Origin of the sequence: Isoptericola sp. NPDC056578 (assembly GCF_042793275.1) — a bacterium.
Lineage (GTDB): Bacteria > Actinomycetota > Actinomycetes > Actinomycetales > Cellulomonadaceae > Isoptericola.
In genome coordinates this window covers 16928-29095 of record NZ_JBHTVC010000062.1, presented here as the reverse complement: position 1 = coordinate 29095, position 12168 = coordinate 16928, and the positions used below count along the sequence as shown (strand labels likewise).

Genomic DNA, 12168 nt, shown 5'->3' with positions numbered 1-12168 from the left:
GTGCCTCCCGGCGGGGCGACGCGGCGGGACGAGACCGTCAGGCCCCGTACTCCTTCTGGATCCGGGCCCAGTTCTCCTCGAGCATCTCGAGGCCGCCGATGTTGTAGAACGCCTGCTCGGCGATGTGGTCGAACTCGCCCTCGGCGATCTTCTTGAACGCCTCGATGGTCTCGCTCAGCGGCACGGTGGAACCCTCCACGCCGGTGAACTTCTTCGCCATGTAGGTGTTCTGCGAGAGGAACTGCTGGATACGACGCGCACGCGCGACGACCGTCTTGTCCTCCTCCGAGAGCTCGTCCACACCGAGGATCGCGATGATGTCCTGCAGCTCCTTGTTGCGCTGCAGGATCGACTTCACCTGGGTGGCGACGTCGTAGTGCTCCTGGCCCACGTAGCGCGGGTCGAGGATGCGGGACGTCGAGGTCAGCGGGTCGATCGCCGGGTACAGACCCTTCGACGCGATCTCGCGGGAGAGCTCGGTCGTCGCGTCCAGGTGGGCGAACGTGGTCGCCGGCGCCGGGTCGGTGTAGTCGTCGGCCGGCACGTAGATCGCCTGGAGCGAGGTGATCGAGTGACCACGCGTCGAGGTGATGCGCTCCTGCAGGAGGCCCATCTCGTCGGCCAGGTTGGGCTGGTAGCCCACCGCGGACGGCATGCGGCCCAGCAGGGTCGACACCTCGGAGCCGGCCTGCGTGAACCGGAAGATGTTGTCGATGAAGAGCAGCACGTCCTGCTTGCGCACGTCGCGGAAGTACTCCGCCATCGTCAGCGCGGACAGGGCGACGCGCAGACGCGTGCCCGGCGGCTCGTCCATCTGGCCGAAGACCAGGGCGGTCTTGTCGAAGACGCCGGCCTCCTCCATCTCGGCGATGAGGTCGTTGCCCTCACGGGTGCGCTCGCCGACGCCGGCGAACACGGACACACCGCCGTGGTCCTGCGCGACGCGCTGGATCATCTCCTGGATGAGGACCGTCTTGCCGACACCCGCACCACCGAAGAGGCCGATCTTGCCACCCTGCACGTACGGGGTGAGGAGGTCGATCGACTTGATGCCGGTCTCGAACATCTCGGTCTTCGACTCGAGCTGGTCGAAGGCCGGGGGCTTGCGGTGGATCGGCCAGCGCTCGGTGACCTCGAGCTTCTCGCCCTCGGCGAGGTTGAGGACGTCGCCGGTCACGTTGAAGACCTTGCCCTTGGTGATGTCGCCGACCGGCACGCTGATGGGCGCGCCCGTGTCGGTGACGGCGGCGCCGCGCACGAGGCCGTCGGTCGGCTTCAGCGCGATCGCGCGGACCAGGGAGTCGCCGAGGTGCTGGGCGACCTCGAGCATGAGGGTGAAGGACTTCTCCCCCTCGCCCTGCGACGACAGGTCGATGTCGACCGTCAGGGCGTTGTAGATGTCGGGGATCGCGTCCTCGGGGAACTCGATGTCGACGACGGGGCCGATCACGCGCGCGACACGGCCCACGCCGGGTCCGCTCTGGTGCTCGACCGGGGCTTCCACGGTGGTGGCGGTCATTGCTTGCCTCGCTTCGAAAGGAACGTTGCGGATGTCAGTACGGTCGTCAGAGCCGGCTGGGCTGCTGCCATGGCCGGCGTCATGACGCCGCGAGGGCGTCGGCACCCGAGACGATCTCGCTGATCTCCTGGGTGATGTCCGCCTGGCGAGCCTGGTTCGCCAGGCGCGTGTAGGTGCGGATCAGGTCCTCGGCGTTGTCCGTCGCCGTGTGCATCGCCCGCTGGCGCGCGGCCAGCTCCGACGCCGCGGCGTCGAGCATGAAGCTGAAGATGCGGCTGCGGACGTAGCGCGGCAGGAGGGCGTCGAGGACGCTCTCCGGCGACGGCTCGAAGTCGTACAGCGGGAACGTCTCGTGCTCGCCGGGTGCGGCGACGCCCTCGACGACCTCGAGCGGGAGCATCCGCACGACGCGCGGCCGCTGCGTGACCATGTTGACGAACTGCGTGTAGACGACGTGCAGCTCACCGACGCCACCCTCGTCCGCCGGGGCGAGGAACGCCCCGAGCAGGGTGTCGGCGATCTCGCCGGCGACGTCCGAGTCCGGGCTGTCCGAGCCGTACGACCACTGCCCCGCGAGCTGGCGCCCGCGGTAGCCGTAGTACGAGACGGCGCGCCGGCCGGTCGCGTAGAGCGCGACCTGCTTGCCCTCGCCCTGCAGCTGCGCGACGAGGCGCTCCGTCTCGCGGATGATCGACGCCGAGTAGGCGCCGGCCATGCCGCGGTCGGAGGCGATCACGAGGACCGCGACGCGGTCCGTGTCGTGGCGCTCGCTCGTCAGCGGGTGCTTGGTCGACGTGTGCGTCGCCACGGCCGACACCGCGCGGGTGATGGCACGCTCGTACGGCGACGCCGCGGCGGTGCGCGCCCGCGCCTTGCCGATGCGGGAGGCCGCGATCAGCTCCTGCGCGCGGAACATCTTCTTCAGCGACTGCGTCGACTTGATCCGCTGCTTGTAGATGCGCTGGGCTCCACCGGCCATGCTCAGGCCTTCTTCTGCACGACGAGCTGCTCCTGCTCGACGTCCGCGGAGTCGCCCTCGTCGTCGCCGCCGACGAGCGGGGTGCCGTCGGCCTTGAGGAAGCCGTTGCGCACGTCCTCGACGGCCGCGGCCAGCGCGTCCTCGGTGTCCTGCTCGAGCTTGCCGGTCTCGGCGATCGTGGAGAGCACCGAGGTGTGGCGACGCAGGTGGTCGAGCATCTCGGACTCGAACCGCTTGACGTCCTCGACGGGGACGTCGTCGAGCTTGCCCTTGGTGCCGGCCCACACGGACGCGACCTGGTCCTCGACCGGGTACGGCGTGTACTGGGGCTGCTTGAGCAGCTCCATCAGCACCGCACCGCGGGCCAGCTGGCCGCGCGACGCCGCGTCGAGGTCGGACGCGAACATCGCGAAGGCCTCGAGCGAACGGAACTGCGCCAGCTCGAGCTTCAGCGTGCCGGAGACCTTCTTCATCGCCTTGATCTGCGCGTCACCACCGACTCGGGAGACGGAGATACCGACGTCGACCGCCGGGCGCTGGTCGGCGTTGAAGAGGTCCGACTGGAGGAAGATCTGGCCGTCGGTGATGGAGATGACGTTGGTCGGGATGTACGCCGAGACGTCGTTCGCCTTGGTCTCGATGATCGGCAGGCCCGTCATCGAGCCCGCGCCCAGGTCGTCCGAGAGCTTGGCGCAGCGCTCGAGCAGACGGGAGTGCAGGTAGAAGACGTCGCCGGGGTACGCCTCGCGGCCCGGCGGGCGGCGCAGCAGCAGCGACACGGCACGGTAGGCCTCGGCCTGCTTCGACAGGTCGTCGAAGATGACCAGCACGTGCTTGCCCTGGTACATCCAGTGCTGGCCGATGGCCGAGCCGGTGTAGGGGGCGATGTACTTGAAGCCCGCCGGGTCGGACGCCGGGGCGGCGACGATCGTCGTGTACTCGAGCGCGCCGGCCTCCTCGAGGGCGCCGCGCACGGACGCGATCGTCGAGCCCTTCTGGCCGACGGCGACGTAGATGCAGCGGACCTGCTTGCTCGGGTCGCCCGACTCCCAGTTGGCCTTCTGGTTGATGATCGTGTCGATCGCGATCGCGGTCTTGCCGGTCTGCCGGTCGCCGATGATCAGCTGACGCTGACCGCGACCGATCGGGATCATCGAGTCGATCGCCTTCATGCCGGTCTGCAGCGGCTCGTGCACCGACTTGCGCTGCATGACGCCGGGCGCCTGGAGCTCGAGGGCGCGGCGGCCCTCGCTCTCGATGTCGCCCAGACCGTCGATCGGGTTGCCCAGCGGGTCGACGACGCGGCCGAGGTAGCCCTCGCCCACGGGGACGGACAGGACCTCGCCGGTGCGGCGGACCTCCTGCCCCTCCTCGATGCCCGTGAACTCGCCAAGGACGACGACGCCGATCTCCCGGACGTCCAGGTTCAGGGCGAGGCCGAGCGTGCCGTCCTCGAACCGCAGCAGCTCGTTCGCCATCGCGCCGGGGAGACCCTCGACGTAGGCGATGCCGTCGGCGGCGACGGTGACGCGGCCGACCTCCTCGCTGACCGCGCCCTCGGGCTCGTACGACTTCACGAAGCTGTCCAGAGCGGCGCGGATTTCCTCCGGCCGGATCGTCAGCTCAGCCATTGCTCTCTCCTGTCGTGGCCGCGTATCGCGCGGCCTCACGTTCTGCGTAGCCGACCGGAGCCGGCGCTGGGCCTAGGGGTTCAGCCGGCCAGCCGGCGACGGGCGTCGGCCAGGCGGGACAGCACGGTGGAGTCGACGACGTCGGCGCCGACCTGGATGCGCAGGCCGCCGATGACGGCGGCGTCGACCGTGACGTTGAGCTGCACGGGGCGCCCGTAGGCACGCTCGAGCAGCCCGCCGAGCCGGTCCTGCTGGGACTGGCTGAGCACGCTGCCGCTCGTGACCGTGGCCACGAGGCGGCGGCGACGCTCGGCGGCGATCTCCCCGTACCACAGCAGCGTCGCCACGAAGCGGCGGCCGCGGAGGGCGGTCGTGGCCCGACGGGCGAGCACGAGCGTCACGTCGTCGACCTTGCCCGTGAGCAGGGAGTCGACGAGCTGCGCGCGGCGCTCGGGGTCGGTCTTGCCGTCCGAGAGCACCTGGCGCGCCTCACGCTGCCCGACGAGCGCCCGGGTCAGCCGGAACAGCTCGTCCTCGACGGTCTCGAGGGTGCCCCGCGCCTCGGCGGACGCCAGCACGGCGTCGAGCCCGAGACGCTCGACGGCGTCCGCGAGGTCCCGGTCGCCGGACCAGCGCGACCGCGCCAGGCCCGTGACGAGGTCCACGACCCGCTCGTCGAAGCCCCCGGCCAGCACGCGTCCGGCCAGCGCCGCACGGTCCTCCGGGTCGCGCGACGGGTCGGCGAGCGACCGGCGCAGCGGCCCGGACTCGTCCAGGGCGGCGACGACGGCGAACAGCTGCTCGCCGAGCGCCTTCGCGTCGGCCCCGGCGGACCGCAGGACCGGCTCGAACCGCTCCTGCGCCGCCGCGAGGGATGCTCCGCTGGTGCCCCGCATCAGCCCTCCTTGCCGACCGAGTTGCCGACCGAGTTGCCGACCGGCGCCGCCGTGCGCGACTCGTCGCCCGCGGCCTCGAGCTCGTCGAGGAAGCGGTCGACGACGCGCGACTGGCGCGCGGAGTCCTGCAGCGACTCGCCGACGATCTTGGACGCCAGCTCGGTGGCCAGCTCGCCGACCTCGGCGCGCAGCGAGACGGCCGCCGTCTGGCGCTCCGCCTCGATCTGCCGGTGGGCGGTCTCGACGATGCGCGAGGCCTCCTCGTGCGCCTTGGTGCGCAGCTCCGCGACGATGGCGGTGCCCTCGGCGCGCGCCTCCTCGCGGGTCTTCGCGGCGTCCGCACGGGCCTCGGCGAGCTGCTGGTGGTACTCCTTCAGCGCCTCCGCGGCCTCTTCCTGGGCCTTCTCGGCCTTGGCGATGCCGCCCTCGATCTTCGCGGTGCGCTCGTCCAGCACGGCCTGGAACTTGGGCAGGACGTACCGGTAGAACACGATCCCGACGATGATCACGATGATCAGCGACCACACGATGTCCGGCGTGTGCGGCAGCAGGATGTTCTGCTCGGTCCCCTCGGCAGCCAGAACCGCGGGGGTGTTCAGGGAAGAGGTCATCATCACGGAACGATGAAGCCGGCCACCAGGCCGAGGAGCGCGAGCACCTCGACGAAGGCGATACCGATGAACATCGTGGTACGGAGCTGGCCGGACACCTCGGGCTGGCGAGCCATGCCCTCGATCGTCTTGCCGATGAGGATGCCGAGGCCGATGCCGGGGCCGACCGCCGCGAGGCCGTAACCGACGGTGCCGATGTTTCCGGTGACCTCGGCGAGGGTGGTGACGTCCACTGGGTTTCCTTCCGTTGGGCGCCGGACCACGGTGGCCCGGCGTCGCTTTCGTGGGGTGCAGTTGTGGATCTGGTCCGGCTAGGCCGGGAACCGCGAGACGGTCAGTGCTCCGCCTCGACGGACATGTTGAGGTACACGGCGGTGAGGATCGCGAAGACGTACGCCTGCAGGGCGGCCACGAAGACCTCGAAGAAGAAGAACGCCGCGCCGGCCACGAACGTGCCCGCCCCGAAGAGCTTCATCGCGCCGGCCGAGTCGAAGAGGAAGAACGACGTGGCCGCGAAGCAGATCGCGAGCATGAGGTGCCCCGCGACCATGTTGGCCAGGAGCCGGATGACGAGCGTCGCCGGCCGCAGGATGAAGACCTGGAGCGCCTCGATCGGCACGAGCAGCAGGTACAGCGGCTTCGGCACGCCCGGGGGGAACAGCGAGTTCTTGAGGTAACCGCCGACGCCGTGCGCCTTGACGCCCGCCCCGAGGTACATCACGTACGTCCACGCGGCGAGCACGATCGGCAGGCCGATCACCGAGGTGCCCGCGATGTTGAGGAACGGGATGACGGCCGCGATGTTCATCACGAGGACCGTGCAGAAGATGGTCGCGAGCAGCTTGAAGTACTTGCGCCCGTTCTCCTGGCCCAGCACCTCGATGGCGATCGAGTTGCGGACGAAGTCGAGGACCATCTCGACACCGTTCTGGAACCGGCCGGGCACCAGCCGGGCGCGACGCGCGGCGAGGCAGAAGACCAGCAGCAGGACGGCCGCCATGATGACGCGGACCAGCATGATCCGGTTGAACTCGAAGGGCGTGCCCTCGAAGAAGATGGCCGGCGGGAAGAAGTCCGCGATCGTCGGCGCTTGGAAGCCACCGCCTTCGGCGGCAAGCAGCAGGGGGATCGCTGGCGTAGACAGGGGATTCTCCCGGAGGTCGTACGGTCCGGACGCTCCACTCCTGGGAGGGCACGCCATCGGACCTGGCCGTCATGGATTCGCGGACAGCCTACCGGATGTTCACAGGTGCTCCGACATCCCGGAGCATAATTTCCGGCCAGATCTCGCGGCTTGTGAAGAAGCGCACGATGTTGCCCCCGGCGACGGATGGTCGCCCGGCGCAAGCACCCTGGTCAGGAGGCTCGGCCGGAAGGCTCGGTCAGGGCTGCACGTAGGGCACGCGTCCGCTGTTCACGGCGCGGTAGTCGAGCAGCGCGGACCCGATCGCACCCACGCCGAGCACGGCGATCAGCACCCACGGGGCGTAGAACGTGGCGCCCTGGAGCAGCGCCAGCACGACGATGAGGACGACGATCTTGGCCACCCAGGCGCCCATGACGAACGCCGCCATGCGCGCGGGGCTCGACCCCACGGTGCGCATCATCGACCAGATCGTCGTCGCGCAGAAGAAGGCCGCGATCGCGGCGCCCACCAGGGCGCCCCACAGCCCGGGCAGGCCGGCGACCAGCAGGCCGATGCCGCCGCCCAGCACCACCAGCACGCCGACCAGCAGGAGCGTGTCCCGCAGCGCGGTCCGCAGCACCCGGCGCTCGGCGTCGGTGGCGTGCTCGCCCGCCGCGCCGGCGGCGGGGTCGGGCGTCGGGCCAGGGGTGTCGGGCGTCGTCATCGGTGGCGTCCTTCGTGCGTCGTCAGGGTGGGCGCGGCCGGAGCGGCCGGGGGCGGGGTCGGGGATCGGGGGGCTGCGGGCGCGGGCTGCGCCACCGCGACGGTCGGGTGGCTGCCGGTGGCGACGTCGTCGTCCAGGAAGCGGCCCCGGGTGCGCAGCGGGCCGAGCGTGAGGAGCAGCGCCACCACCACGGCGACGCCGAGGCCCGCCAGCACGGCCTTCCAGTCCCACAGGACGAGCGCGGCCACGCCGAAGGAGAAGACGGCGGCCCACACGTACAGGATGAGCACCGCGCGCCGGTGGGAGTGGCCGAGCGCCAGCATCCGGTGGTGCAGGTGCATGCGGTCGGGGTGGAACGGCGACTTGCCGGCCGCGAGGCGCCGCACCACGGCCATCGCCATGTCGAGCAGGGGCAGCAGCACCACCGCGACCGGCAGCAGCAGCGGGATGAACAGCGGCACGGCCTGCGCCCCGGAGAGCGTCGCGCCCATCGAGACGGGGTCGACGTTCCCCGTGATCGTGATCGCCGAGCCCGCGAAGACCAGGCCGAGCACCATCGAGCCGGAGTCGCCCATGAAGATGTGCGACGGGAAGAAGTTGTGCGGCAGGAAGCCGAGGCACGCCCCCACCAGCACGGCCATCATGAGCGTCGCGAGGTTGGCGTAGTTCTCCGGCGTCGCCTGCTGGGTCAGCCCGTACGTGTAGAGCAGGAACGCCGAGCCTCCGATCGCCATCAGGCCCGCGGCCAGACCGTCCAGGCCGTCGACGAAGTTCACCGCGTTCATCGCCACGACGACCACCAGGATCGTGAGGAACAGCGAGATCCTCGACGAGGTGATGAACAGCCAGTCCGGGGTGGGCAGCGACGTGAGCTGGACCTGCTGCAGGGCCATGAACCCCGCCGCGAGCACCTGCCCGGCGAGCTTGGTCATCCAGTCCAGGTCCCACACGTCGTCGGCCCAGCCGAGCAGGCAGACGATGACGGCCCCGCCGACGATGCCCCACGCCTGCGGCCCCGTCTCGAAGACGCCCGCGAGGAACGGCATCTGCGAGGCCAGCACCACCGCGACGACGATGCCGAGCAGCATCGCCAGGCCGCCGAGCCGGGGCGTCGGCTGCACGTGCACGTCGCGCGCCCGCACCGCGGTGATCGCGTTCGTGCGGCGGGCGACCCACCGCGCGCCCGGCGTGGCGAGGTACGTGACCGCCGCCGCGACGAGCAGCAGGAGCAGATAGGCCCTCACCCGGCGGACTCCTCCGCGGGTGCGGAGCCGTGCTCCTCGGTCCGGTCGGGCGTGCTCGCGTCGTCGGCCTCGGGCGCGTCGGCGGTGGGCTCCTCGACGGGCTCGTCGACAGCGCGCACGGGCGCGACCTCGTTGAGCGCCTCGAGCGTGATCGCGCCCTGGCGCACCACGCGCAGCCGCTCGCTGGTGGCGTCCACGATCGTCGACGCGACGCCGCCGGGCGCGTCGCCGCCGTCGAGGTAGACGGTCACCGCGTCGCCGAGCTGCGCCTGCGCGTCGACGACGTCGAGAGCCGCCGGATTGCCGGTGGCGTTGGCGCTCGACACCGCGAGCGGGCCCGTGCGCCGCAGCAGCGCCAGGGCTGCCGGGTGGTCGGGCATGCGCAGCGCGACGGTGCCGTGCGTCTCCCCCAGGTCCCACTGCAGCGACGGCTGGGCCTGCAGGATGATCGTGAGCCCGCCGGGCCAGAACGCCTCGGCCAGCTTGCGCGCGTCGTCCGGGACCTCGGTGGCGAGGCCGTCGAGCGTGCGCACGTCGGGGATGAGGACGGGTGGGGGCATCTGGCGCCCGCGGCCCTTGGCCGCGAGCAGGGCCGCGACGGCCTCCGCGTCGAAGGCGTCGGCGCCGATCCCGTAGACGGTGTCGGTCGGCAGCACCAGCAGGCCGCCGCGCGAGACCGTGTTCACCGCCTCGTCGATCGCAGGGCCCCAGGTGTTCGGGTCGGTGACGTCGTGCACGCTGCTCACGGGCTCAGTCTGTCACGGTTCGACCGGCCGCCGGCCGGACGTCCGGGTGCGGGGACGGGCGCTCGGGCGCCCGGTCGGAGCGGCGCGCCACCACCATCCGCGGCCGGCCGGTGAGGTCGTCGCGCGTGCTCACCGGGCCGAACCCGGCCGTGCCCACGGTCGTGCCCACGGTCGTGCCCACGGTCGTGCCCGCCACCATCGCGCGCGCCGCGGCGGCCTGCACCTCGGCGTGCTCCATGACGTACAGCCCGCCGGGGCGCAGCAGGCGCGCCGCGGCGGCGGTGACGCCGCGCGGCACCTCCAGCCCGTCGTCGCCCAGGCCGTAGAGCGCGACCGCCGGGTCGTGGTCGGCCACCTCCGGGTCGCGCGGCACCGCGCCCGGCGGCACGTACGGCGGGTTGGAGACGACGACGTCGACGGTGCCGTCCAGCTCGCGCAGCGCGGTCCGCGCGTCGCCGCGCAGCAGGTGGACGACGGCGTCCGGCCGGTCGCCGGTCGCGGCGGCGACGTTGCGGCTCGCCCACCCGTGGGCAGCGGCGTCCAGCTCGACGGCGTGCACGCGGGCGCCCGGGACCTCGGTCGCGACGGCCAGGGCGATGGCTCCGGACCCGGTGCACAGGTCGACCACGACCGCCGTGCCCTTCCGGGCCACGACCCGCGCCGCCTCGTCGATCGCGACCTGCGCCACCTGCTCCGTCTCCGGCCGCGGCACGAAGACGCCCGGCCCGACGGCGAGCTCCAGGTGCCGGAAGGGGGCCACGCCGGTGAGGTGCTGCAGCGGCTCGCGGGCGGCGCGCCGCGCGACGTCGGCGGCGAACCGGTCGCCCGCGCCGTCCGGCAGGGCACGGTCCAGCACCGCGAGGCGCCGCGCCTCCGCCCGGTCGACGCCGAGGGCGTGGGCGAGCAGCGCCTCCGCGTCGACGCGCGGGCTCGGCACGCCCGCCGCCCCGAGGCGCGAGGTCGCCCAGCGGAGCGCCGCAGCCGCGGTGCGGGGCACCTCGTCGGCCACGGCGCCGGGCACGGCGTCAGGCACCGGGTCCGCCGGCCGCTGCGAGCCGCGCCGCCTCGTCGGCGTCGACGGCCGAGCGCACCACCGGGTCGAGGTCGCCCGCGAGCACGTGGTCGAGGTTGTACGCCTTGTACCCGGTGCGGTGGTCCGCGATGCGGTTCTCCGGGAAGTTGTAGGTGCGGATCCGCTCGCTGCGGTCCACGGTGCGCACCTGGGAGCGCCGCACGTCGGCGGCGGCCGCGGCGGCGGCCTCCTGCTGCGCCGCGAGCAGCCGGGCGCGCAGCACGCGCATCGCCTGCTCCTTGTTCTGCAGCTGCGACTTCTCGTTCTGCATCGACACGACGATCCCCGTGGGCACGTGCGTGATCCGGACCGCGGAGTCGGTCGTGTTCACCGACTGGCCGCCCGGGCCCGACGACCGGTAGACGTCGATGCGCAGGTCGTTCTGGTCGATCTCCACCTCGCCCGGGTCGTCCACCTCGGGCAGCACCAGCACGCCGGCGGCCGACGTGTGGATGCGCCCCTGCGACTCCGTGACCGGTACGCGCTGCACGCGGTGCACGCCGCCCTCGTACTTGAGGCTGGCCCACACGCCCTCGGCAGGGTCGGAGACGCTGCGCGCCTTGATCGCGACCTGCACGTCCTTGTAGCCGCCCAGCTCGGTCTCCGTCGCGTCGAGCACCTGCGTGGCCCAGCCGCGCCGCTCGGCGTACCGCAGGTACATGCGCAGCAGGTCGCCGGCGAAGAGCGCCGACTCGTCGCCGCCCTCCCCCGCCTTGATCTCGAGGATGACGTCGCGCGCGTCGTCGGGGTCGCGCGGCACCAGCACGCGCCGCAGCCGCTCGGCGGCGTCGTCCGCGGCCGTGCGCAGGGCCGGCAGCTCCGCGGCGAAGGCCTCGTCCTCCGCGGCGAGCTCGGCGGCCGCCTCCGCGTCGTCGCGCGCCTGCTCCCACGCCCGGTAGGCCGCGGCGACCTGGTTCAGCTCGGCGTAGCGGCGCCCGAGCGAGCGGGCGCGCGCCGCGTCCGCGTGCACGGCCGGGTCGGCCAGCGCGCGCTCGATCTCGGCGTGCTCGTCGAGCAGCGGCCGCGCGGCGGCGAACGAGTCGGTCATGGGTACTCCCGGTCCGGGCGCGAGGCCGCGTCGGGCCCGGCGCGGACCACCTCACCGGGACACGCACTGCCTCGACGGGTGGCGAAACTCCCTCGGCAAAGCAGAAGCGCCGGTGGTCCGTCGTCCGACTGCCCCTGGAGAGGTTGTCGGGCGGACCACCGGCGCTGTCAGGCAGCTACTTCTTCTTGCCGTAGCGCGCCTGGAAGCGGGCGACGCGGCCACCGGTGTCGAGGATCTTCTGCTTGCCCGTGTAGAACGGGTGGCAGGCGCTGCAGACCTCGACGCTGATCTTGCCGGAGGTCGCGGTGCTGTGGGTCGTGAACGTGTTGCCGCAGGTGCAGGACACCTGGGTGACGACGTACTCGGGGTGGATACCGGACTTCATGATGCTCCTTGGTGTGATGCCGCCGGGTCGCCCCGCAGGACAGCGGGCCGTGAACCGGAAGGCCGACGAACCATTGTGCCAGAACGCGGACGCGCCCCGGACATCGCCCGTGGGCCGGGCGCCCCCGGGGCCCCCCCCCCGGACCCGCCGGCCGGGAGCCCCCCCGTGACGGCACCGCGGCCCCGCC

General features: G+C 72.2%; 13 protein-coding genes. All 13 read right to left on the bottom strand.

Annotated elements, in window-relative coordinates:
* Nucleotides 1–37: 37 nt before the first annotated feature.
* Nucleotides 38–1519, bottom strand: coding sequence for a F0F1 ATP synthase subunit beta (gene atpD / locus ACFQ80_RS18920; RefSeq protein WP_430552472.1), 1482 nt, complete (start codon nt 1517–1519; stop codon nt 38–40).
* Between the two features lie 79 nt (nt 1520–1598).
* A complete protein-coding gene (locus tag ACFQ80_RS18915; protein ID WP_430564725.1) occupies nt 1599–2498 on the bottom strand; it encodes a F0F1 ATP synthase subunit gamma in 900 nt (299 codons plus the stop codon).
* A 2-nt stretch (nt 2499–2500) separates the two neighbouring features.
* Nucleotides 2501–4129 (bottom strand): F0F1 ATP synthase subunit alpha, encoded by a 1629-nt coding sequence (gene atpA / locus ACFQ80_RS18910; protein WP_429767007.1) that lies wholly within the window; start codon nt 4127–4129, stop codon nt 2501–2503.
* Between the two features lie 80 nt (nt 4130–4209).
* Nucleotides 4210–5025: a F0F1 ATP synthase subunit delta gene (locus ACFQ80_RS18905; RefSeq protein ID WP_430552474.1), complete on the bottom strand. Its 816-nt coding sequence runs from the start codon at nt 5023–5025 to the stop codon at nt 4210–4212.
* Nucleotides 5025–5636 (bottom strand): F0F1 ATP synthase subunit B, encoded by a 612-nt coding sequence (locus ACFQ80_RS18900; RefSeq protein WP_430564724.1) that lies wholly within the window; start codon nt 5634–5636, stop codon nt 5025–5027. The genes ACFQ80_RS18905 and ACFQ80_RS18900 overlap by 1 nt, the downstream gene beginning before the upstream one ends.
* A 2-nt stretch (nt 5637–5638) precedes the next feature.
* The gene (locus ACFQ80_RS18895; RefSeq protein WP_079569652.1) at nt 5639–5869 is read right to left on the bottom strand and encodes an ATP synthase F0 subunit C; all 231 of its coding nucleotides are present in this window, start codon (nt 5867–5869) and stop codon (nt 5639–5641) included.
* A 101-nt stretch (nt 5870–5970) separates the two neighbouring features.
* Nucleotides 5971–6654 (bottom strand): F0F1 ATP synthase subunit A, encoded by a 684-nt coding sequence (gene atpB, locus ACFQ80_RS18890; RefSeq protein ID WP_430552475.1) that lies wholly within the window; start codon nt 6652–6654, stop codon nt 5971–5973.
* A gap of 364 nt (nt 6655–7018) precedes the next feature.
* Nucleotides 7019–7486: a hypothetical protein gene (locus ACFQ80_RS18885; RefSeq protein WP_430552476.1), complete on the bottom strand. Its 468-nt coding sequence runs from the start codon at nt 7484–7486 to the stop codon at nt 7019–7021.
* Entirely contained in the window at nt 7483–8730 is a 1248-nt protein-coding gene (locus ACFQ80_RS18880) for an MraY family glycosyltransferase (protein ID WP_430564723.1), read from the bottom strand. The genes ACFQ80_RS18885 and ACFQ80_RS18880 overlap by 4 nt, the downstream gene beginning before the upstream one ends.
* Nucleotides 8727–9476 (bottom strand): L-threonylcarbamoyladenylate synthase, encoded by a 750-nt coding sequence (locus ACFQ80_RS18875; protein WP_430564722.1) that lies wholly within the window; start codon nt 9474–9476, stop codon nt 8727–8729. Before ACFQ80_RS18875 ends, ACFQ80_RS18880 begins: the two co-directional genes overlap by 4 nt.
* Before the next feature lie 4 nt (nt 9477–9480).
* Complete coding sequence (prmC, locus tag ACFQ80_RS18870; RefSeq protein ID WP_430564721.1) at nt 9481–10509, bottom strand: peptide chain release factor N(5)-glutamine methyltransferase; 1029 nt, start codon at nt 10507–10509, stop codon at nt 9481–9483.
* Nucleotides 10502–11596 (bottom strand): peptide chain release factor 1, encoded by a 1095-nt coding sequence (gene prfA / locus ACFQ80_RS18865; protein ID WP_430564720.1) that lies wholly within the window; start codon nt 11594–11596, stop codon nt 10502–10504. Before prfA ends, prmC begins: the two co-directional genes overlap by 8 nt.
* Nucleotides 11597–11771: 175 nt before the next feature.
* Nucleotides 11772–11981 (bottom strand): 50S ribosomal protein L31, encoded by a 210-nt coding sequence (gene rpmE, locus ACFQ80_RS18860; RefSeq protein WP_430552481.1) that lies wholly within the window; start codon nt 11979–11981, stop codon nt 11772–11774.
* Nucleotides 11982–12168: the final 187 nt, after the last annotated feature.

Bases quoted from the DNA above. Each gene is read 5' to 3' on its own strand.
- atpA (WP_429767007.1), bottom strand. From the start codon at position 4,129: ATGGCTGAGCTGACGATCCGGCCGGAGGAAATCCGCGCCGCTCTGGAC.
- atpD (WP_430552472.1), bottom strand. From the start codon at position 1,519: ATGACCGCCACCACCGTGGAAGCCCCGGTCGAGCACCAGAGCGGACCC.
- ACFQ80_RS18905 (WP_430552474.1), bottom strand. From the start codon at position 5,025: ATGCGGGGCACCAGCGGAGCATCCCTCGCGGCGGCGCAGGAGCGGTTC.
- atpB (WP_430552475.1), bottom strand. From the start codon at position 6,654: ATGCTGGTCCGCGTCATCATGGCGGCCGTCCTGCTGCTGGTCTTCTGC.
- prfA (WP_430564720.1), bottom strand. From the start codon at position 11,596: ATGACCGACTCGTTCGCCGCCGCGCGGCCGCTGCTCGACGAGCACGCC.
- ACFQ80_RS18885 (WP_430552476.1), bottom strand. From the start codon at position 7,486: ATGACGACGCCCGACACCCCTGGCCCGACGCCCGACCCCGCCGCCGGC.
- ACFQ80_RS18915 (WP_430564725.1), bottom strand. From the start codon at position 2,498: ATGGCCGGTGGAGCCCAGCGCATCTACAAGCAGCGGATCAAGTCGACG.
- ACFQ80_RS18900 (WP_430564724.1), bottom strand. From the start codon at position 5,636: ATGACCTCTTCCCTGAACACCCCCGCGGTTCTGGCTGCCGAGGGGACC.
- rpmE (WP_430552481.1), bottom strand. From the start codon at position 11,981: ATGAAGTCCGGTATCCACCCCGAGTACGTCGTCACCCAGGTGTCCTGC.